This is a genomic window from Streptomyces sp. NPDC047079, from assembly GCF_040643755.1.
Classification (GTDB): Bacteria; Actinomycetota; Actinomycetes; order Streptomycetales; family Streptomycetaceae; genus Streptomyces.
This window is the reverse complement of the sequence record NZ_JBEYUZ010000022.1, coordinates 21,943-42,527: the sequence shown is the minus strand read 5'-3', so window position 1 is coordinate 42,527 and position 20,585 is coordinate 21,943. Positions and strand designations below refer to the sequence as shown.

Annotated in this window: 22 protein-coding genes; 4 read left to right on the top strand and 18 right to left on the bottom strand. The window is 70.6% G+C overall.

Features of this window, described 5'->3' with window-relative positions; genetic code table 11:
- Positions 1-270: 270 nt before the first annotated feature.
- Entirely contained in the window at positions 271-843 is a 573-nt protein-coding gene (locus ABZ823_RS24510) for a cob(I)yrinic acid a,c-diamide adenosyltransferase (protein ID WP_361664205.1), read from the top strand.
- A 26-nt stretch (positions 844-869) separates the two neighbouring features.
- Here ABZ823_RS24510 and ABZ823_RS24505 read toward each other — a convergent pair whose 3' ends face one another.
- The 5 genes from ABZ823_RS24505 to ABZ823_RS24485 are packed head-to-tail and all read right to left on the bottom strand — an operon-like array spanning position 870 to position 4,335.
- Entirely contained in the window at positions 870-1,097 is a 228-nt protein-coding gene (locus ABZ823_RS24505) for a hypothetical protein (protein ID WP_361664202.1), read from the bottom strand.
- Positions 1,097-1,537 carry a hypothetical protein gene (locus ABZ823_RS24500; RefSeq protein WP_361664199.1) on the bottom strand — a complete coding sequence of 147 codons (441 nt, stop codon included), beginning with the start codon at positions 1,535-1,537 and terminating at the stop codon, positions 1,097-1,099. The genes ABZ823_RS24505 and ABZ823_RS24500 overlap by 1 nt, the downstream gene beginning before the upstream one ends.
- Before the next feature lie 11 nt (positions 1,538-1,548).
- Positions 1,549-3,012 carry a HAMP domain-containing sensor histidine kinase gene (locus tag ABZ823_RS24495; RefSeq protein ID WP_361664196.1) on the bottom strand — a complete coding sequence of 488 codons (1,464 nt, stop codon included), beginning with the start codon at positions 3,010-3,012 and terminating at the stop codon, positions 1,549-1,551.
- Between the two features lie 2 nt (positions 3,013-3,014).
- Positions 3,015-3,734 (bottom strand): response regulator transcription factor, encoded by a 720-nt coding sequence (locus ABZ823_RS24490; protein ID WP_361664192.1) that lies wholly within the window; start codon positions 3,732-3,734, stop codon positions 3,015-3,017.
- Positions 3,735-3,756: 22 nt separating this feature from the next.
- Positions 3,757-4,335 carry a hypothetical protein gene (locus tag ABZ823_RS24485; protein ID WP_361664190.1) on the bottom strand — a complete coding sequence of 193 codons (579 nt, stop codon included), beginning with the start codon at positions 4,333-4,335 and terminating at the stop codon, positions 3,757-3,759.
- A 152-nt stretch (positions 4,336-4,487) separates the two neighbouring features.
- On the opposite strand from ABZ823_RS24485, the gene ABZ823_RS24480 reads away from it, so the two are divergent.
- The 3 genes from ABZ823_RS24480 to ABZ823_RS24470 all read left to right on the top strand — a co-directional run bounded on the left by ABZ823_RS24480 (position 4,488) and on the right by ABZ823_RS24470 (position 8,277).
- A complete protein-coding gene (locus tag ABZ823_RS24480; protein WP_361664187.1) occupies positions 4,488-5,654 on the top strand; it encodes a histidine kinase in 1,167 nt (388 codons plus the stop codon).
- A complete protein-coding gene (locus ABZ823_RS24475; protein WP_361664184.1) occupies positions 5,651-6,292 on the top strand; it encodes a response regulator transcription factor in 642 nt (213 codons plus the stop codon). Before ABZ823_RS24480 ends, ABZ823_RS24475 begins: the two co-directional genes overlap by 4 nt.
- Before the next feature lie 146 nt (positions 6,293-6,438).
- Positions 6,439-8,277: a glycoside hydrolase family 18 chitinase gene (locus tag ABZ823_RS24470; RefSeq protein WP_361664181.1), complete on the top strand. Its 1,839-nt coding sequence runs from the start codon at positions 6,439-6,441 to the stop codon at positions 8,275-8,277.
- 35 nt (positions 8,278-8,312) lie between these two features.
- Here the strand turns inward: ABZ823_RS24470 and ABZ823_RS24465 are convergent, their stop codons facing one another.
- From ABZ823_RS24465 to ABZ823_RS24405, 13 genes are all read right to left on the bottom strand, one after another.
- A complete protein-coding gene (locus tag ABZ823_RS24465; protein ID WP_361664178.1) occupies positions 8,313-8,759 on the bottom strand; it encodes a DUF2550 domain-containing protein in 447 nt (148 codons plus the stop codon).
- A gap of 162 nt (positions 8,760-8,921) precedes the next feature.
- Positions 8,922-9,296: a F0F1 ATP synthase subunit epsilon gene (locus tag ABZ823_RS24460; RefSeq protein ID WP_361664175.1), complete on the bottom strand. Its 375-nt coding sequence runs from the start codon at positions 9,294-9,296 to the stop codon at positions 8,922-8,924.
- Between the two features lie 177 nt (positions 9,297-9,473).
- Positions 9,474-10,910 carry a F0F1 ATP synthase subunit beta gene (gene atpD / locus ABZ823_RS24455; protein ID WP_361664172.1) on the bottom strand — a complete coding sequence of 479 codons (1,437 nt, stop codon included), beginning with the start codon at positions 10,908-10,910 and terminating at the stop codon, positions 9,474-9,476.
- Positions 10,910-11,824: a F0F1 ATP synthase subunit gamma gene (locus ABZ823_RS24450; RefSeq protein WP_361664169.1), complete on the bottom strand. Its 915-nt coding sequence runs from the start codon at positions 11,822-11,824 to the stop codon at positions 10,910-10,912. The genes atpD and ABZ823_RS24450 overlap by 1 nt, the downstream gene beginning before the upstream one ends.
- Positions 11,825-11,845: 21 nt before the next feature.
- Entirely contained in the window at positions 11,846-13,438 is a 1,593-nt protein-coding gene (gene atpA / locus ABZ823_RS24445) for a F0F1 ATP synthase subunit alpha (protein ID WP_361664166.1), read from the bottom strand.
- A gap of 115 nt (positions 13,439-13,553) precedes the next feature.
- On the bottom strand, positions 13,554-14,369 hold the full coding sequence (locus ABZ823_RS24440; RefSeq protein WP_361664163.1) for a F0F1 ATP synthase subunit delta: 816 nt from the start codon (positions 14,367-14,369) through the stop codon (positions 13,554-13,556).
- On the bottom strand, positions 14,366-14,926 hold the full coding sequence (locus ABZ823_RS24435; RefSeq protein ID WP_361664160.1) for a F0F1 ATP synthase subunit B: 561 nt from the start codon (positions 14,924-14,926) through the stop codon (positions 14,366-14,368). Before ABZ823_RS24435 ends, ABZ823_RS24440 begins: the two co-directional genes overlap by 4 nt.
- A 38-nt stretch (positions 14,927-14,964) precedes the next feature.
- Positions 14,965-15,204 (bottom strand): ATP synthase F0 subunit C, encoded by a 240-nt coding sequence (gene atpE, locus ABZ823_RS24430; RefSeq protein ID WP_361664158.1) that lies wholly within the window; start codon positions 15,202-15,204, stop codon positions 14,965-14,967.
- Between the two features lie 70 nt (positions 15,205-15,274).
- Complete coding sequence (gene atpB / locus ABZ823_RS24425; RefSeq protein WP_361664339.1) at positions 15,275-16,045, bottom strand: F0F1 ATP synthase subunit A; 771 nt, start codon at positions 16,043-16,045, stop codon at positions 15,275-15,277.
- A gap of 273 nt (positions 16,046-16,318) precedes the next feature.
- Positions 16,319-16,756: a hypothetical protein gene (locus ABZ823_RS24420; RefSeq protein ID WP_361664155.1), complete on the bottom strand. Its 438-nt coding sequence runs from the start codon at positions 16,754-16,756 to the stop codon at positions 16,319-16,321.
- 299 nt (positions 16,757-17,055) lie between these two features.
- On the bottom strand, positions 17,056-18,396 hold the full coding sequence (locus ABZ823_RS24415) for an MraY family glycosyltransferase (RefSeq protein ID WP_361664152.1): 1,341 nt from the start codon (positions 18,394-18,396) through the stop codon (positions 17,056-17,058).
- A gap of 127 nt (positions 18,397-18,523) precedes the next feature.
- Positions 18,524-19,765: a serine hydroxymethyltransferase gene (gene glyA / locus ABZ823_RS24410; RefSeq protein ID WP_361664149.1), complete on the bottom strand. Its 1,242-nt coding sequence runs from the start codon at positions 19,763-19,765 to the stop codon at positions 18,524-18,526.
- Between the two features lie 128 nt (positions 19,766-19,893).
- Complete coding sequence (locus ABZ823_RS24405) at positions 19,894-20,577, bottom strand: protein-tyrosine-phosphatase (RefSeq protein WP_361664147.1); 684 nt, start codon at positions 20,575-20,577, stop codon at positions 19,894-19,896.
- Between the last annotated feature and the right edge of the window lie 8 nt (positions 20,578-20,585).

Sequence of the window (20,585 nt, the reverse complement as noted above, 5' to 3'; positions counted from 1 at the left end):
GCGTCACGTCTCACATGACGGACATCACACCGGCACGCTTCATTGCGCCGCCCGGACGGCTTACTTGAGCACCTTCCGGCTCAACGGCTGCCCCCTGTCGCCCGGAAGAGCGAGCGCCTCACGCGCCGCTTCCCCCGGACAGGGCCCCGCCGTCGTACCCGCCGTACGTCCGCCGTTACCACGTCCCGGCCGCCCCCCGCCCGGGCCCATCGGCCGTGACGGCGGGCACACGGGTGTTCCGCACGGCCGTGGTCTAACTACGCTGGTCGCATGGTCAATCTGACGCGCATCTACACGCGGACCGGCGACAAGGGCACGACGCACCTCGGCGACATGAGCCGTGTGCCGAAGACCGATCTGCGCATCGCCGCGTACGCGGACGCCAACGAGGCGAACGCGGTGATCGGCACCGCGATCGCGCTGGGCCGCCTCGACGAGGAGGTCGTCAAGGTCCTCACCCGCGTGCAGAACGACCTGTTCGACGTGGGCGCGGACCTGTCGACGCCGGTCGCGGAGAACCCGGAGTTCCCGCCGCTGAGGGTCGAGCAGTTCTACGTGGACCGGCTGGAGGCGGACTGCGACCGCTTCCTCGCCGAGCTGGAGAAACTGCGCTCGTTCATCCTGCCCGGCGGCACCCCGGGCGCGGCCCTGCTGCACCAGGCGTGCACGGTCGTACGGCGGGCCGAGCGCTCCACCTGGGCCGCGCTGGAGGTCCACGCGGAGGTGATGAACCCGCTGACCGCGACCTATCTCAACCGGCTGTCGGACCTGCTGTTCATTCTGGCCCGGTACGCCAACAGGGAGACCGGGGACGTCCTGTGGGTCCCGGGCGGGGAGCGCTGAGCGGCGCTCCCCGCCCGGGGGAGTCCTCAGCGGCCGTCGTCCTGTGCGGCGTCCCGGTCCGCCGCCGCGAGCGCGGACTGAGCGGCGGCCACCTTCCTCTCCATGTCCCGCTGCACGTCCTGCGGCGCGCCCGCGGAAGCGGAGGGTGTGGCGGGCGGGGTGGCCGCGCCGTGGTCCCGTGCGCAGCCCGTGGCAAGGCCCACGAACAGGACCACCGCGGGGACCGCGACCCACGGCATCCGCCGTCCGCTCATCAGCCGGCCGCCTTTCCGTTCCCGTGGGCCGCGCACCAGCTCCTGACCCCGGCGAGATCCTTCTGCCGCTGCTGGAGTGTCGGCACCAGGGAGGTGCGGACGTCCAGCCGGTGCTGGAGATAGGTGGCGATCTCTCCGTGGCCGGCCTTCTTCGCGTTGTCCACGCGCTGCCGCAGCCGCGCGACGGACCCCCGGACGTCGGCGCCTGCCTCGAGCCGCTTCAGCGCCCGCTCGATCCGCCGGTCGATCTTCGGCACGCGCTTGCACAGCGCGCGAGCCCCGTCGCCGGTCGGAGCGGGAGCGGGCGAGTCCGCGGCCGCCGCCGCCCCGGTCCCGCTCACCAGCAGCGCGGCCGTGGCCAGCCCCGCGAGCAGGGTGCGCCGCCGCCGTCGTACGTTCATCTTCGCCTCCGTTCCCGGACGGCCCCGTCGTCCGTCCATCGCGGCGGAGGCTAGGAACCGTCTTTGTGGGAACTCTGTGACCGGTTTGCCCCGGCTGCCGCGATCAGCCAGTTCCGTCGTTCGGGCAGCGCCCCGCCCGCCCGCGGCAGCCGTACCTCGAACCGCGCACCGACGCCGTCCGGCCCGTCCGTCACCGTGACGCTGCCCCGGTGCAGGGCGGCCTGCTGGGCGACCAGGGTCAGGCCGAGACCGGAGCCGGTGCTGTCCGGTCCTCGCCGGAACCGTTCGAAGATCCGGCCGCGGGCCCTGGGCGGGACGCCCGGACCCCGGTCGTCCACCGTGATCACGACCTCGGTGCCGGTCCCCGCCACGGTGACCGCCACCGTCGCCCGCCCCTGCGGGTCCCGGCCGTGCGCCAGCGCGTTGACGAGCAGGTTGTCCAGCACCAGCCGCAGCCCGGGTTCCCAGCCGTGCACGGTGAGCCCCGGCTCCGCCCGCAGGGTGATCCGGGCGTCCGGATCACGGCGCCGGACCTCGGCGACCGCCGCGTCCGCGGCCTCCGCCACGTCCACCGTCCGGAACGCCTCCGCCTCCACCAGATCGCCCCTGCCGAGCTCACGCAGCATCACCAGCAGACCGAGGAGGCGGGCGTGCTCGCGGCGCAGATCGGCGAGGACCTCCGTGCGGTCGGGCTCGGGGAGAGCGGGGTGGTCCATGAGGATGTCCAGATTGGTGCCCATGCTCATCAGCGGGGTGCGCAGTTCGTGCGAGGCCGCGGCGGAGAAGGAGCGGGCCGTCTGGAGGGCCTCGGCGGTGCGGGCGGCCTGTTCGTCGTAGCGGGCGAGTACCGTCCGCAGGGCGGCCGCGAGGTCGTCGACCTCCCGCACGCCGGTCGGCTCGTGGTCCAGCCGGGCGGCACTGGTCCGCGGGTCGAGGCCCGCGGCGCGGCGGCCGAGGCGGCGCAGCGGACCGGTGGCACCGGTGGCGACGCCCCAGGCGAGCAGCCCGGACAGCGGGGCGGCGAGCAGGGCGGTCAGAACCACCCGCCGCCGCACGAGCCGGAGTTGGGTGCGGTCGGCGGTGTCGGGCCGGAACACCCAGAGGGTGCCCCTGACGTGGGCGCCCTCGATCGGCACGGCCAGGGCCCGCCAGCCGCGCCCGGCGTCCCGCACGGTGACGGGCCCGGCGGCTCGCGCGGGCAGGGCGACCGAGGCACCGGGCTGCGGTCCACCGCTGAAGGCCGTCGTGGGTCCGACGACGCGGACGCCGACGTCGAGCGCGGCGCTGTACAGCTGCCGTTCCCTGGTGTCGGCGGCTCTGGGCCGGCCGGCGGCGGCCGCCCGGAGCAGGGCGCGCGCGTCCGGGGCCACGGCGGTGGCCCGCTCGCGTAGATGGCCGTCCTCCTCGTGGCGCAGGTCCTGGGCCACCAGGCGCAGCAGCAGCCAGCCGGAGGCGAGCACGAGCAGCGGGACGGTGAGTCCCACGGCCAGCCCGATGCGGGTGGACAGTCGCACGGCTACGGCTCCTCCCTCAGGACGAAGCCCACTCCGCGCACGGTGTGCAGGAGCCGCTTCCCGCCGTCCGCCTCCAGCTTGCGCCGCAGATAGCTGACGAAGGTGTCGACGGCGTCGGTGCGCACCTCGAAGTCGTAGCCCCAGACCCGGTCCAGGAGCTGGTCGCGGGTGAGGACGAGGCCGGCGTTGCGGGCGAGCACCTCCAGCAGTTCGAACTCGCGCCGGGTCAACTCCAGGCGCCTGCCGCCCCGGTGGGCGGTGCGGGCCGCCGGGTCGATCACCAGGTCCGCCACCCGCAGAACATCCCGGTCCGGCGCCCGCAGGACGTCCGGATCCGCCGGCGGCCGCCGGCGCAGCAGGGCGTGCAGCCGCAGGACCAGCTCTTGCAGGGCGAACGGTTTGACCAGGTAGTCGTCGCCTCCCGCCTGGAGTCCGGCGATGCGGTCGGCGGTCTCGTCGAGCGCGGAGAGCATGAGGACGGGCAGATCCTGGCCGTCGTCCCGGAGACGTGTGCACACCTCGATGCCGCTCATGCCGGGCATCGACACATCGAGGACGAGCACATCGGGCGGTGTGTCCCGGATCGCCGCCAGCGCCTGTGCGCCGCTTGCGGCGGTGCTCACGCGGAAGCCGCCGAGTCGCAGCCCCCGCTCCAGCGAGCGGCGGATGGCCGGGTCGTCGTCGACGACCAGCACCGCGCCGGGCCGTATTCCCTCGCTCATCCGTCCTCCCCGCTCCCTCCGGCTACCGCTCGGTCAGCGTACGGTCCCCCTTCTGCCGGGTGTCGGCGGCCGGGGCCTTCTTGGGGAAGAGCAGATACGACAGGACGATCAGGCCGTAGACGCCGACCGCGCGCACCGCCACCCACTGGAAGGTGCGCAGGGCGCCGACATCGCCGTCGTCGCCGACGTACAGGACGGCGAGCTCCAGCAGAACGAGCGCCACCGCCGCCCCGAGCACCGCCCGCAGCCACAGTCTCGCCTCGTGCCGGGCGCGGGCCCTGCCGTACCGCGGCGGTTGCGACGGGGGCGGTCCCCCGGCCAGCCGGTGGGCCGCGTGCCCGTCCAGCCACCGGATCAGACGAGGCCCGTAGGCGACGGTGAAGCCGAGGTAGAGCGCCGCGAGCCCGTGTTCCCAGCCCGGCGTGGCGCCGTTCTTCAGGTCGGCGGCCGTCGCGACGAACAGGGCCGCCTCCAGCAGTGGCACACACAGCAGCAGCGCCGCCCCGGCGCGGCGCCGCTTCAGCACGTACCGGACGGCGAGACCCGCCGCCAGCAGCACCCAGAAGCCGACCTCGCAGACGACGATCAGTGTGACGATCACGGTTCGCTCCCCTCGCTCGTCCCACCAGGCTCCCGCCGCGAGCCGCACGCGTCGTCGGCGGCGGTGACGAGGTCGCGGTACATCGAAAGATGCAGTCCGGGACCCTTCCGGGGGCGCACGCGGGCGCCCCGCATGCCGTGTTGGATGGAGTCATGGCCCTTCGACTCCCCCGCCCCCACCGTGACGACGTGCTCATCGCCGTGGGCGGGCTGCTCGGCGGAGTGCTGCTGTGGGCCCTCGGGCTCAGCCCCCGCGGGGTCCACGACCCCGTCGTGCTGTGGACGGGGCGGTGGGCACTGCTGGTGCCGCTCGTCGTCACGGCCGGCTGCGAGCTGCTGCGCCGCACCCACCCGAAGGCCGCCGTGCTGATCGGGACGGCCGCGCTGAGCGCCGATACGGTGACCCAGGGCAATGTGGCCACCGCCGTGATGTTCACGGACCTGATGTACGCCGCCGTCCTGTACGGCACCCCGGCCTCCGCCCGGCGGCTGCCCTGGATCACGGGTCTGCTGACCGTGATCGGGGGGGTCCTGCCCCTGACCCTGTGGCGCGACCCGCGGGGGCTGCTGATCGGCGTCGGGGTCGGGGTGGTCACCCTCGCGCCGGCCGCCACCGGCTGGGTGGTGCGCAATCACCGCGACGCCGCGGAGGCGGCCCGGCTGCGCGCCGAACAGACCGCCCTGCTCGCCGAGATGGACCGCGCCCAGGCGGTCACCGACGAACGTGCTCGGGTGGCACGGGAGTTGCACGACATGGTCGCCAACCACCTCTCCGCGATCGCCATTCACTCCACGGCGGCCCTCTCCCTCGACGACCCGGACACCTCCCGGGACGCGCTGGGTGTCATCCGCGAGAACAGCGTGGCGGGGCTCGCCGAGATGCGGAGGCTGATCGGCATCCTGCGCGCGGACGACGGCGCGCCCGCCGTGACCCCCACCCTCGACGGGCTGGGCGCAGTGGTGGAGAACGCGCGCACCAACGGCCTCGACGTCACGCTCGACGCGCGGTGCGGGGAAGTGCCCGCGCCGGTGGAGCTGGCCGCGTACCGGATCGTGCAGGAGTCCCTCACCAACGCCCTCAAGCACGCCCGCCCGGGCCGCGTCACGGTGTCCCTCGCCCAGGACGACGATGTCCTCTCCGTGCGGGTGACCAGCCCCTACGGCCGCCCGGACGGGCCGCGCGCCCCCGGCTCCGGGTCCGGCCTCGTCGGGATGCGGGAGCGGGCCGCGCTGCTCGGCGGTACGTTCGACGCCGGCCCGGACGGGGCGCTGTGGTCCGTGCGCGCCCTGCTTCCCCTCGCCCAAGGAGAGTCCGCATGATCCGTGTGCTCGTCGCCGAGGACCAGTCCGCTGTGCGCGCCGGGCTGGTCCTCATCCTGCGCGGTGCGCCCGGCATCGAGGTGGTCGGGGAGGCGGCGGACGGCGAGGAGGCGGTGGCGCGCGCCCGGGAGCTGCGGCCGGATCTGGTCCTGATGGATGTGCAGATGCCGCGTCTGGACGGGGTGTCGGCGACCCGGCAGGTGGTGCGGGAGAAGCTCGCCGACGTCCTCGTGCTGACCACCTTCGACCTCGACGAGTATGTGTTCGGGGCGCTGCGCGCGGGGGCGGCCGGGTTTCTGCTGAAGAACGCGGAGGCCGCGGATCTGGTGGAGGCGGTCCGTACGGTGGCGCGCGGGGAGGGACTGATCGCGCCGGCCGTGACCCGGCGGCTGATCGCCGAGTTCGCCGCGGGAGCGGTACGGGAGCCGAAGGCGGACCCGGCGGTCCTGGATGCTCTCACCCGCCGCGAGCGGGAGGTGCTGTCGTGCCTCGGTGAGGGGCTGTCCAACGCGGAGATCGCCTCCCGGCTGGACATGGCGGAGGCCACCGTGAAGACGCACGTCAGTCGTCTTCTCGGAAAGCTGGGGCTGCGCAGCCGGGTCCAAGCCGCCGTGCTCGCCCAGGAGTTGGGGATCTAGCGCCCCACCCCGGGTACTGGTCCAGACCTATTGACCTATGGTCCAGACCTTTCTATCCTCGCCGCACTGTGGGCTGAAGGCTCAGTCATGCCCACGACACCGGCTGTGACGCCACTGCGGCGCACATCGACAAGAGGAGGCGCAGCATGCGCTTCAGACACAGAGCCGCGGCAGGGTTCGCGACCCTGTTGCTCCCGCTGGCCGGGCTGGTCGGCCTGGCAAGCCCGGCCCCGGCCGCGGCGGATGCCACGTCGGCCACCGCCACCTACGCCAAGACCCAGGACTGGGGCACCGGCTTCGAGGGCAAGTGGACCGTCAAGAACACCGGGACCGCCGCGATCAGCTCGTGGACGATCGAGTGGGACTTCCCCTCCGGTACCTCGGTCACCTCCGCGTGGGACGCGGACGTCACCAACTCCGGGAACCACTGGACCGCCAGGAACAAGTCCTACAACGGCACCCTCGCCCCGGGCGCCTCCGTCTCCTTCGGCTTCAACGGCGCGGGCTCCGGCGCCCCCTCCAACTGCAAGCTCAACGGCGGCGGCTGCGACGGCGGAACCACCGTCCCCGGCGACAACCCGCCCTCCGCACCGGGCACTCCCACCGCGTCCGGCGTCACCGACACCTCGGTGAAGCTGTCGTGGGCGGCGGCCACCGACGACAAGGGCGTCAAGAACTACGACGTCCTGCGCGACGGCAGGACGGTCGCCACCGTGACGACCACCTCGTACACGGACACCGGTCTGACCGCCGGCACCGACTACTCGTACACCGTGCAGGCCCGTGACACCGCCGACCAGACCGGCCCGGTCAGCGCCGCGGTCGCCGTGCACACCACCGGCGGTGGCACCAACCCGCCCCCGCCCTCCGGATCCGCGGTCAAGCTCGGCTACTTCACCGAGTGGGGCATCTACGGCCGCAACTACAACGTCAAGAACCTGGTGACGTCCGGCTCCGCCGCGAAGATCACGCACATCAACTACGCCTTCGGCAACGTCACCGGCGGCAAGTGCGCGATCGGCGACTCGTACGCCGACTACGACAAGGCGTTCACCGCCGACCAGTCCGTCAGCGGCGTCGCCGACACCTGGGACCAGCCGCTGCGCGGCAACTTCAACCAGCTGCGCCAGCTGAAGGCCAAGTACCCGAACATCAAGGTGCTGTGGTCATTCGGCGGCTGGACCTGGTCCGGCGGCTTCGCGGACGCGGCCAAGAACCCGGCCGCCTTCGCCCAGTCCTGCTACGACATGGTGAAGGACCCCCGCTGGGCCGACGTCTTCGACGGCATCGACATCGACTGGGAGTACCCGAACGCCTGCGGTCTGTCCTGCGACACCAGCGGGGCCGCGGCCTTCAAGAACGTGATGGCCGCACTGCGCGCCAAGTTCGGCTCCTCCGCCCTGGTCACCGCGGCCGTCACCGCCGACGGCTCCTCGGGCGGCAAGATCGAGGCGGCCGACTACGCGGGCGCCGCACAGTACGTCAACTGGTACAACGTCATGACGTACGACTTCTTCGGCGCCTGGGACGCCCAGGGCCCCACGGCCCCGCACTCCCCGCTGACCTCGTACAGCGGCATCCCGAAGGCGGGCTTCACCACGGCCGACGCGATCGCCAAGTACAAGGCGACCGGGGTGCCCGCGAGCAAGCTGCTCGTCGGCATCGGCTTCTACGGCCGCGGCTGGACCGGCGTCACCCAGGACACCCCGGGCGGCACGGCCACGGGGCCGGCGGCCGGCACGTACGAGCAGGGCATCGAGGACTACAAGGTGCTCAAGACGTCCTGCCCCGCCACCGGCACGGTCGCGGGCACGGCGTACGCGCACTGCGGCAGCAACTGGTGGTCGTACGACACCCCGGCCACCATCGGTACGAAGATGGCGTGGGCCAAATCCCAGGGCCTGGGCGGCGCCTTCTTCTGGGAGTTCAGCGGAGACACCGGCAACGGCGAGCTGGTGAGTGCCCTGAGCAACGGTCTGTCGTAACCCTGCCCGAGGGATGACACAACGAGTGAATGTGGCTACGCCACATTCACTCGTTGTCCGGGCGGCGCTGCCTCCAGCCATGCCAGGAACCCGGTGAGCGCGTCCTCGCTCATCGCCAGTTCCAGGCGGGTGCCCCGGTGGTGGCAGGCGAGGATCACCGCGTCGGAGAGCAGCGCCAGCTCCTCCTCGCCCTCGGGGGCGCGCCGGCCGGCCACCTCGATCGCCGAGCGCTCCAGGACCCGGCGCGGGCGCGGCGCGTACGAGAAGACACGGAACCACTCGATGCGGTCGCCGTTGTAGCGGGCGATGCCGTAGCCCCAGCCCTTGCCGCTGGTGTCGGGTTCCTCGGGGACGTTCCACCGCAGACTGCAGTCGAAGGTGCCGCCCGACCGCTGGATGAGCCGGCGCCGGAGGCCGAAGACGAACAGCCCCAGCACCACGAGTGCCACAACCAATCCGCACGCACTCAGAGCGAGGACCATCGACACCGACCTCCTCGTCTCCTAGGTAACGGAACGGAAAAAACACCCGGATTCGCCTCAGCCGCGGCCGGGGCCGGATCGCTCCGGTCCCAGCCGCGGCTGAGGCACGTCTTCACACGGCGCTCCCCCAGTGCCCGAAGGGCCTGGGAGGTACCCCCACGGTCAGTGGGCCGACACCGCACGCAGTCGGACCTCCGCGCGACGCTCGGCGAGGGCGTCGCCCTCCGCCTTCGCGCGCTCGAGCTCCCGCTGCGCGCGCTGGACATCGATCTCGTCCGCCAGCTCGGCGATCTCGGCCAGCAACGACAGCTTGTCGTCCGCGAACGAGATGAAACCGCCGTGCACCGCGGCGACGACCGTCCCACCATCACTCGTACGGATGGTCACCGGGCCCGACTCCAGCACACCGAGCAGCGGCTGGTGACCGGGCATGACGCCGATGTCGCCGGACGTGGTGCGCGCCACGACCAGGGTGGCCTCGCCGGACCAGACCTGGCGGTCGGCGGCGACCAGCTCGACGTGCAGCTCAGCAGCCAAGAGAGGCTCCTCGGGTCACCACCCGGCGGGCGCCGGGTGTTGGTCTGAATTCTAGTAGGCGTGAGGAGAGGGGCGGACCGCACCCCACGGGACAAGCCCGCGCGGATGCTTCTCCACCCCTCTCACCAAGAGGCGGTACCTGTCACGGGCCCGGTTCGGGCCCGCGTCAGGCGACCGTCAGGAGACGCCCAGCTCCTTCGCGTTCTTCTTCAGGTCGTCGATACCACCGCACATGAAGAACGCCTGCTCCGGGAAGTGGTCGTACTCGCCGTCGATGATCGCGTTGAAGGCCGCGATCGACTCCTCCAGCGGGACGTCCGACCCGTCGACGCCGGTGAACTGCTTGGCGACGTGGGTGTTCTGGGACAGGAAGCGCTCCACACGACGGGCCCGGTGGACGACGAGCTTGTCCTCCTCGCCCAGCTCGTCGATACCGAGGATCGCGATGATGTCCTGGAGGTCCTTGTACTTCTGCAGGATCGTCTTGACGCGCATGGCGGCGTCGTAGTGGTCCTGCGCGATGTAACGCGGGTCCAGGATGCGGGACGTGGAGTCCAGCGGGTCCACGGCCGGGTAGATGCCCTTCTCCGAGATCGGACGGGACAGAACCGTCGTCGCGTCGAGGTGGGCGAACGTGGTGGCCGGGGCCGGGTCGGTCAGGTCGTCGGCGGGGACGTAGATCGCCTGCATCGAGGTGATCGAGTGACCGCGGGTCGAGGTGATGCGCTCCTGGAGGAGACCCATCTCGTCGGCCAGGTTCGGCTGGTAACCCACCGCGGACGGCATACGGCCGAGCAGGGTGGAGACCTCGGAGCCGGCCTGCGTGAAGCGGAAGATGTTGTCGATGAAGAACAGCACGTCCTGCTTCTGGACGTCGCGGAAGTACTCCGCCATCGTCAGGCCCGCGAGGGCCACGCGCAGACGGGTGCCCGGGGGCTCGTCCATCTGGCCGAAGACCAGAGCGGTCTTGTCGATGACGCCCGAGTCGCTCATCTCCTCGATGAGGTCGTTGCCCTCACGGGTGCGCTCACCGACACCGGCGAACACGGAGACGCCGTCGTGGTTGTTGGCGACACGGTAGATCATCTCCTGGATGAGCACCGTCTTGCCGACGCCGGCACCGCCGAACAGACCGATCTTGCCGCCCTTGACGTACGGGGTCAGCAGGTCGATGACCTTGACGCCGGTCTCGAACATCTCGGTCTTCGACTCGAGCTGGTCGAAGTTCGGAGCCTTGCGGTGGATCGGCCAGCGCTCGCCCTCGTACTTCTCGTCCACGTTCAGGACTTCACCGATGGTGTTGAACACCTTGCCCTTGGTGAAGTCGCCGACCGGGACGGAGATCGGGGCGCCCGTGTCCGTCACCGAGGCCTGGCGGACCAGACCGTCGGTGGGCTGCATGGAGATGGCGCGGACCAGGCCGTCGCCCAGGTGCTGGGCGACCTCGAGGGTCAGCGTCTTCTTCTCGCCCGCGTTCGCCGGGTCGGCGACCTCGACGTGAAGGGCGTTGTACATGTCCGGCATCGCGTCGACGGGGAACTCCACGTCGACGACCGGGCCGATGACCCGCGCGACGCGGCCCGTCGCCGTGGCCGTCTCAACAGTGGTGGTCATTAGTAGTCACTCCCCGCGGTCGCGTCGGCCAGGGCACTGGCGCCACCGACGATCTCGCTGATTTCCTGGGTGATTTCGGCCTGGCGGGCCGCGTTGGCAAGCCGGGTGAGGTTCTCGATGAGGTCTCCGGCGTTGTCGGTGGCCGACTTCATCGCGCGCCGCGTGGCGGCGTGCTTCGAAGCGGCCGACTGGAGCAGCGCGTTGTAGATACGGCTCTCCACATAGCGCGGCAGCAGGGCGTCGAGGACGTCCTCCGCCGACGGCTCGAACTCGTAGAGCGGCAGGATCTCGCCCTTGGGCGCCTCCTGTGCCACCTCCTCGAGGCTGAGCGGCAGCAGGCGGGCGTCGACCGCCGTCTGCGTCATCATCGAGACGAACTCGGTGTAGACGATGTGGAGTTCATCCACGCCGCCGTTCGCCGTCTCGTTCTCGATGGCCTCGATCAGCGGAGCCGCGACCTTCTTGGCGTCCGCGTACGTCGGCTCGTCCGTGAAGCCCGTCCACGACTCCGCGATCTTGCGCTCGCGGAAGTTGTAGTGGGCGACACCGCGACGGCCGACGATGTACGTGTCGACCTGCTTGCCCTCGCGCTCCAGCCGCTCGGTCAGCTGCTCCGCCGCCTTGATCGCGTTGGAGTTGAATGCGCCGGCCAGACCACGGTCGCTCGTCAGGAGCAGCACCGCGGACCGCGTCACCGTCTCGGCCTGCGTGGTCAGCGGGTGCTTGGTGTTCGAGCCGGTGCCGACCGCCGTGACCGCGCGGGTGAGCTCGGTCGCGTACGGCGTGGAGGCCGCCACCTTGCGCTGCGCCTTGACGACGCGCGAGGCGGCGATCATCTCCATCGCCTTCGTGATCTTCTTGGTCGCGCTGACGGATCGGATGCGACGCTTGTAGACCCGGAGCTGGGCTCCCATGAGTCAGGTCCCTTCCTTACGTCACTTGGCGGCAGCGGCAGGAACGTCCTCGCCGAGCAGCTTGCCGTCCGAGGTCTCGAACTGCTTCTTGAACTCGGCGACGGCGTCGTCGATCGCCTGGATGGTGTCGTCCGACATCTTGGCGCCCTCCTTGATGGAGGTCATGAGGCCCTGGTGCTTGCGGTGCAGGAAGTCCAGGAGCTCACGCTCGAAGCGCCGGATGTCGGCGACCGGAACGTCGTCCATACGGCCGTTGGTACCGGCCCAGATGGAGACGACCTGGTCCTCGGTGGCCATCGGCTGGTACTGCGGCTGCTTCAGCAGCTCGACCATGCGCTGACCGCGCTCCAGCTGCGCCTTCGACGCGGCGTCCAGGTCGGAACCGAAGGCGGCGAACGCCTCCAGCTCACGGAACTGGGCGAGGTCCACGCGCAGACGGCCGGAGACCTGGCGCATCGCCTTGTGCTGGGCGGAGCCACCGACGCGGGAGACCGAGATACCGACGTTCAGGGCCGGGCGCTGGCCGGCGTTGAACAGGTCGGACTCCAGGAAGCACTGGCCGTCGGTGATGGAGATGACGTTGGTCGGGATGAACGCCGAGACGTCGTTGGCCTTGGTCTCGACGATCGGCAGACCGGTCATCGAGCCGGCACCCATCTCGTCGGAGAGCTTGGCGCAGCGCTCCAGGAGACGGGAGTGCAGGTAGAAGACGTCACCCGGGTAGGCCTCGCGGCCCGGCGGGCGGCGCAGCAGCAGGGACACGGCGCGGTAGGCGTCGGCCTGCTTGGACAGGTCGTCGAAGATGATCAGGACGTGCTTGCCCTGGTACATCCAGTGCTGGCCGATGGCCGAACCGGTGTAGGGCGCGAGGTACTTGAAGCCCGCCGGGTCGGACGCCGGGGCGGCGACGATCGTCGTGTACTCGAGCGCGCCGGCCTCCTCCAGTGCGCCGCGCACGGACGCGATGGTGGAGCCCTTCTGGCCGACGGCGACGTAGATGCAGCGGACCTGCTTCTTCGGGTCGCCCGAGCGCCAGTTGTCGCGCTGGTTGATGATCGTGTCGACGGCCAGGGCGGTCTTGCCGGTCTGGCGGTCACCGATGATCAGCTGGCGCTGACCACGGCCGATCGGGGTCATCGCGTCGACGGCCTTGTAGCCGGTCTCCATCGGCTCGTGCACCGACTTGCGCTGCATGACCGTGGGGGCCTGCAGCTCGAGGGCGCGGCGGCCGTCGGTCTCGATCTCGCCGAGGCCGTCGATCGGGTTGCCGAGCGGGTCGACAACACGGCCGAGGTAGCCCTCGCCGACCGCAACGGAGAGCACCTCACCGGTGCGGTGCACCGGCTGGCCCTCCTCGATGCCGCTGAACTCACCGAGGACGATGGCACCGATCTCGCGCTCCTCGAGGTTGAGGGCGAGGCCGAGGGTGCCGTCCTCGAACTTCAGCAGTTCGTTGGCCATGGCCGAGGGCAGGCCCTCGACCTTCGCGATGCCGTCGCCGGCAAGGGTGACCGTACCGACCTCCTCGCGCGAGGCCGCGTCCGGCTTGTACGTCTGGACAAAGTTCTCCAGCGCGTCCCGGATCTCCTCCGGCCGGATCGTGAGCTCCGCCATCTGGGTTCCCTGCTCTCCTTGTTGGGCCCGAAGTTTCTGTGGGGGTCTGGGGGCGACCCCCAGGAATCCTCTGCACGGCCCAACTCGGGCCGTAGTACTGCGTATGGAGTTGCTGCTAGCTCGCCAGGCGGCGGCCGGCTTCCTCGAGTCGGTCAGCGATCGACCCGTTGATCACCTCGTCACCGACCTGCACCCGGATCCCGCCGAGGACCTCGGGGTCCACGTCCAGGTTGAGGTGCATCGGCCGGCCGTAGATCTTGGCCAGTGCCGCGCCGAGGCGCCGCTTCTGCGTGTCGCTCAGCGGGACCGCCGAAGTGACGACGGCGACCATCCTGTTCCGGCGCTCCGCGGCCAGCTTGGACAGGGACTCGATTCCCGACTCCAGGCTACGTCCCCGCGGCGCAGTCACAAGGCGCTGCACCAGACGCTCGGTGGTGACGTTGGCGCGACCGCCGAGCAGCCGGTGCAGCAGCTCGGTCTTTGCCGCGGCGCCCGCGGTACGGTCCGTGAGCGCGGCGCGCAGCTCCGTGTTGGAGGAGATGATCCGGCCGAACCGGAACAGCTCGTCCTCGACGTCGTCCAGCGCGCCCGCCTTCTCGGCGGCGGTGAGGTCGGCGAGGTTCGCCAGCTCCTCCAGCGCGTCGACCAGGTCGCGCGGCTGGGACCAGCGCGAGCGGGCCATGCCCGCCACCAGGTCCACGACCGGCCCGGTGACCTGGCTGCCCAGCAGGCGCTGGACCAGCTCGGCCTTGGCCTCGGCCGGCTGTGCCGGGTCGGTGAGGACCCGGCGCAGGCCGGCCTCGCGGTCGAGCAGCGCGGTGACGGCGGCCAGCTCGTCGGCGAGTTGCCCCGCGTCCACGGACGTGTTGTCCGTCAGCGCGTCGAGACGCTCGCGTGCGGCCGCCAGGGCCTCGCGGCTCGCTCCGTTCATCGTGCGGCCTCGGCCTTCGAAGCGGCCTCATCGAGCCCGTCGAGGAAGCGGTCGATCACGCGGCTCTGCCGGGCGTGGTCCTCGAGGGACTCGCCGACGAGCTTGCCGGCCAGCTCGGTGGCCAGCCGGCCGACGTCCTGCCGCAGCGCGTGAGCGGCGGCCTTGCGGTCGGCCTCGATCTGCGCGTGACCGGCGGCGATGATCTCCTCGCGCTGCCGCTGGCCTTCCGCGCGCATCTCGGCGATGAGCGTGGCGCCCTGCTCCTGCGCCTCCTGGCGCAGCCGCGCGGCCTCGTGCCGGGCTTCGGCGAGCTGAGCCTTGTACTGCTCGAGCACGCTCTGGGCCTCGACCTTCATGGCGTCGGCCTCTTCGATACCGCCTTCGATCGCCGCGCGACGCTCCTCCAGAACCTTGTTGATGTTCGGAAGCAGCTTCTTCCAGAAGAAGAAGAACACGATGGCGAAGGCGATGGTGCCGACGAGCAGCTCGGGGCCGGCCGGGATGAGCGGGTTCTGCCCGGTCTCCTCGGCCGCCAGCTGTGCCAGGTTGGCGATCACATCAGTGCCTTTCGTCGATACGTGTCGGTACGGAGGTCTTACTTCACACCGAACACGAACGGCATGACGATGCCGATGAGGGCGAGCGCCTCACAGAAGGCGAAGCCCAGGATCTGGTTGGCACGGATCAGACCGGCGGCCTCGGGCTGGCGGGCCAGGGCCTGGGTGCCGTTGCCGAAGATGATGCCGACGCCGATGCCGGGGCCGATAGCCGCGAGGCCGTAACCGACGGAACCGATGGAACCGGAGACAGCGGCGAGGGTCTCAGTGGCAGCCATGCTGAATCTTCCTTCTCTTTACGGACCGGTGGGGGTTGGCCACCGGACGACCGGGGGGTGTGGGAGGGGCTCAGTGGTGCTCGGCGAGAGCGCCCTGAATGTACGAGCAGGCCAGCAGTACGAAGACGTACGCCTGGACGACCTGCACGAAAAGCTCGAAGAGGATCATGGCCATGGTCATCACGAAGGAGACACCGGCGGCCGGGATCATCCAGCTGTTCAGCAGGTACCAGGAGGCGACGGTGAACATCACCAGCATCAGGTGACCGGCGAACATGTTGGCGAAGAGTCGCACCGCGTGCGTGAACGGGCGGACGAAGAGGTTCGAGAAGAACTCGATGACCATGACGAGCGGCAGCACCGCGCCGAGCGACTTGTCGTAGCCCGTCACGTTCTTGAAGAAGCCGACGAAGCCGTGGCGCTTGAAGGTCAGCCCGACCCAGAGGATCCAGACCAGCGCGGCCAGGACGACGGGGAAGGAGAAGACCGAGGCGACCGGGAACTGCGCCAGCGGGATCACGGACCAGATGTTGATGATCCAGATGAAGAAGAAGAGGGAGACCATGAGCGGCACCCACTTCTCGCCCTCGCGCTTGCCGAGCGTCTCGTACACGATGCTGCGGCGCACGAAGTCGTAACCGGCCTCGCCGACCATCTGGAGCTTGCCCGGGACGACCTTGGCGTTGCCGAAGGCCGCCCAGAAGAACCCGACGACGAGCACGGTGGAGATGAGCGCGAGCAGCATCACCTTGTTGAACTCGAACCCGCCGACCGTGGCGATCGGCTTGAACAGGAAGGAGTGCAGGCCCGGAGCCGGGAAGCCGCACCCGTTGTCGGACAGGATCCGGCAACTCCAGTCAAAGGCGAGCTGGGTCTGGTCAGCACTCACCGCGGGCTCCTTCGGCGTGACGCATAGGTACGGCAACCTCGTTGTGTCGGCGCGGCGCGCAGCCGCGGATCGGCACCGGACTGGTGATACGGATGTGGGGGCGGCCTTCGGGGATCAAGCCTCGCGATTGAGCAGGCGTCAGCTCAGATGCCCGCGCCCGCGATGCCGCAGTTGGCACCGGACGATAGCAGGATCTCCCGCACGTCTTTATCCCGGCCCTACCCCTCACGATGTTGACCCTGTCTTCTCGGGCTTCTCACTCTTCTGGGCGTCCGGGTCAATGTAGAAGATCTTGGCCTTCAGGTGCGCACGTGCCTGCGCCGCCATCCACACGACCGTCGCGATCACGAGTGCGATCGCGAACGTCTTCGGATCGAAGAGAGAAGTGCCCTTGAAGAGAGCCACGAAGATCAGGAGCAGCAGGAGCTGAGCGGCATACAACATCAGCCCCATGGCCTGGAACAGCTGCGGGAGCGTTTTTGCCGTCCACTGAAGGACGTAGAGGCCGACCCCCATGAAGACAAGGGCGAGCACCGTGCCGACAGCCGCACCCAGCGCTCCCTTGCCCCCGGCGACCGCACCACTGACGGCGACGGCGATCACGCCGACGGCCGCTGTGGGCGCAGCGGTCTGCAGAAGGTTCCGGGCGTCATTGGAGGGCATGGCGGCAACTCCGCTTACTGAAGGGGGCAGGGTGTCGTCATGGACGAGCGTAGTCCCGGGCCGAGCGGGGACCTCACGCCGAGGGGTCACCACAGAGGGGCCCTTCGGCTCTATCCCGGGGTTCTCGTGAACCGTATCACAAACTATTTGATGCGGTCTTTACCTAGAGGGTGTGCCTGCAGTCACACATGAGAGTGAACCTGCGCGTCTGTGCGGTTGAGCCGCCCACTTGTCTGGTATTGGGGCGCTATGCACCCCCACGAATTGGCAACGCATTAGTCAGATTCTTACCTTGGGCGTCAGCGCGAGGACTCGGCCCCGCGCCGCTCCAGACGCGCACGGGAGCCGAGCGCTGTGGCCCCGTTGACTCCTGAGACACCCGCGCCCACCGGGGTGCGGTGCGGCTCCCCGGCCGCCGGCTCCAGGCCTTCCTCGCACGACTCGGCAGACACCGGCCCGGCCCCCGTCCGGCGCCCGCGGCGGTAGCGGGGCGGCACGAAGGACTCGGCCCAGCGCGGGGCGCGCGGGGTGAACCTCGGCAGCAGGAGCAGCACCAGACCGACCGCGCTCAGGGCGACGATGCCGAGCACGATCCACAGGGACGCCGAGTTGACCGAGTAGGCCAGGGCGCCGAAGGCGATGAGCGCCGACCAGAAGTACATGATGAGCACGGCCCTGCTGTGCGAATGCCCGATCTCCAGCAGCCGGTGGTGCAGATGCCCCCGGTCGGCGGCGAACGGCGACTGACCGCGCCAGGTACGGCGCACGATCGCCAGGATCAGGTCCGCGGCCGGGACCGCGATGATCGTCAGCGGGAGCAGCAGCGGGATGTAGACGGGGACGGTCTGGTGCACCGTCGCACGCTCGGAACCGGAGAAGAGGTTCATCGCGTCCGGGTCGACCTGGCCGGTGACCGAGATGGCACCCGCGGCGAGCACCAGCCCGATCAGCATCGACCCCGAGTCGCCCATGAAGATCCGCGCCGGGTGCATGTTGTGCGGCAGGAAGCCCAGGCACATGCCCATCAGCACGGCCGCGAACAGGGTCGCGGGGGCGGCGGCCTCCAGGCCGTAGCCGTACCAGATGCGGTACGCGTACATGAAGAACGCGGCGGCCGCGATGCACACCATGCCGGCGGCGAGGCCGTCGAGGCCGTCGACGAAGTTGACCGCGTTGATCGTGATGACGACCAGGGCCACGGTCAGCAGGGTGCCCTGCCACTGGGTGAGCGCGACCAGACCCACACCCGGGACGGGCAGCCACAGGATGGTCAGACCCTGCATGACCATCACACCCGCGGCGATCATCTGACCGCCCAGCTTGATCAGGGCGTCGATCTCGAACTTGTCGTCCAGCACACCGATCAGCCAGATCAGCGCGGCACCGGAGAGCAGGGCCCGGGGCTCGTTCGACTTGGCGAAGACCTCGTTGAGGTTCTTGAGGTGGTCGGCGACCAGCAGGCCCGCGCACAGGCCGAAGAACATGGCGATACCGCCGAGCCGGGGTGTCGGTTCCCGGTGCACGTCCCGGGCCCGGATCTCCGGCATGGCTCCGGCCACGATCGCGAACTTGCGTACCGGCCCTGTCAGCAGATACGTCACCGCGGCCGTGATGCAGAGCGTCAGCAGGTATTCACGCACGGGCTTCCCCACAAGTCTCGCTGGGCGTCCTCAGCCCCACACCCTAGCTTCGCGTGCATACGGTTGAGGACACACGGGTAGCGACGATGGTTGCACGTGTGCCTGTGCACGCCGCTCCCCGTACCCCTCAACGGCCGGGATACGGCGGAAATCCGTCGGTCAGCTCCCGCACTTCTTCACGCGCCCGCTTGGCGTCCACCTCCTCGCGCAGCACGGCCCCGAGGAGGGCGGCGACGCGCGCCATCTCCGCCTCGAGCATGCCCTGCGTGGTCAGCGCGGCCGTGCCCAGGCGCAGCCCCGGTGCGTCACCGTGGGGCAGCGCGCAGATGTCGAGGACCATCCCGGCCGCCGCGAGCCGCCCCCGGGCCGTGCGGCCGTCGACGCCCAGCGGGGCGGGATCGACGGTCAGCAGATGGGTGTCGGTACCGCCGGTGGTCACGTGCAGCCCCTCGGCGGCCAGACCCGTCGCGAGCATCCGGGCGTTGGCCACCACCTGGTGGGCGTACACCCCGAAGTCCGCGGTCCCCGCCTCGCCGAACGCGACGGCCTTCGCGGCGATGCTGTTCATCTGGGCGCCGGCCTGGGTGAACGGGAAGACGGCCCGGTCCACGCGCTCGGCCAGTTCGCCACCGCACAGGATCATTCCGCCGCGCGGGCCGCGCAGCACCTTGTGGGTGGTCGCGCACACGATGTCGGCGAACGGCACCGGGCTGGGCGCCGCTCCCCCGGCGACAAGACCGATCGGATGCGCGGCGTCGGCGATCAGGAACGCCCCCACCTCGTCGGCGACCTCCCGGAAGAAGGCGTAGTCGATATGGCGCGGGTAGGCGATCGACCCGCACACGATGGCCTTCGGGCGGTGCGCACGGGCCAGGGCGCGCACCTGCACATGGTCCATGAGCCCGGACTCGGCCTCGACGCCGTAGCCGACGAAGTCGAACCAGCGGCCCGAGAAGTTCGCGGGAGAGCCGTGCGTGAGGTGCCCTCCGTACGGCAGTCCGAGGGCGAGCACGGTGTCGCCCGGCCTGAGCAGGGCGGCGTACGCGGCGAGCACCGCGGACGATCCCGAGTGCGACTGCACATTGGCGTGCTCTGCCCGGAACAGCGCCTTGGCCCGCTCCACCGCGAGGCGCTCGGCGACGTCGACGATCTCGCAGCCGCCGTGGTGCCGGGCGCCGGGGTAGCCCTCGGCGTACTTGTTGACGAGCGGGGAGCCGAGGACGGCGAGCACCGCCGGGGAGACGAAGTTCTCGGCGGCGATGAGCTGCAATGTCGTCGACTGCCGGGCGACTTCCCCGAGGAGGATCTCGGCCAGCTCGGGGTCCTGCCGGTGCAGGACGTCGGCCTCGGTGGTGTGGGTGACCGCCATGGTGGGCTCCGGGGCTCCGGGCGTGGGGGACGTACGTCCAATGTAGGCCCGCGCTCCCCGCGGCGCCCGGTCGCCACGACCACCGGGCCCCGGCGGACGGCCCCGGCGAGCCCGTCACCGGCGCCGGGTCAGGCCCGTGCGGGTACCCCCGTCAGGGCCGTCACCACCGGGTCCAGGGCCTGGTGGATCTCGTCCCCGATCGAGCGGAAGAACGTCAGCGGCGCCCCGTACGGGTCGTACACCTCGTCGGCCTCCGCCGTCGGCGCCAGCAGCCAGCCGCGCAGGGCCGCCGCCGCCCGCACCAGGGCGCGGGCGCGGGCCACGACGCCGTCCTCCAGGGGCGGCAGCGTCGCGGGGTCTATCGCCCGTACGAGACGGGTGAACTCCTTCAGCGTGAAGGTGCGCAGGCCCGCCGAGTGCCCCATCGAGATGACCTGGGCCCGGTGGTCACGGGTCGCGGTCAGGACCAGGTCGGCACGGATGACGTGCTCGTCCAGCAGTTCCCGGCCGACGAAGCCGGAGGCGTCCGCGCCGAACTCCGCGAGGACCGCCTCCGCGTTCGCCTCCATGGGCGCGCCCTCGTGGCCCCAGGTGCCCGCGCTCTCCACGATCAGCCCGCCCATGGCGGTCCTGCCGGCGACGCCGGGCGCTGGACAGCCGAGCCGGTCCGCGAGGAAGTGCACGGTCAGCCGCTCGGTGATCGGCGAGCGGCACACGTTGCCGGTGCTGACGTGGAGGATACGGAAGCCGTCGGCCGAAAGGCCCGGTTCCACCGGGCCTCCCGTCGCGTCCCCGTTGCCTATGCCACGCATAGGGGTCC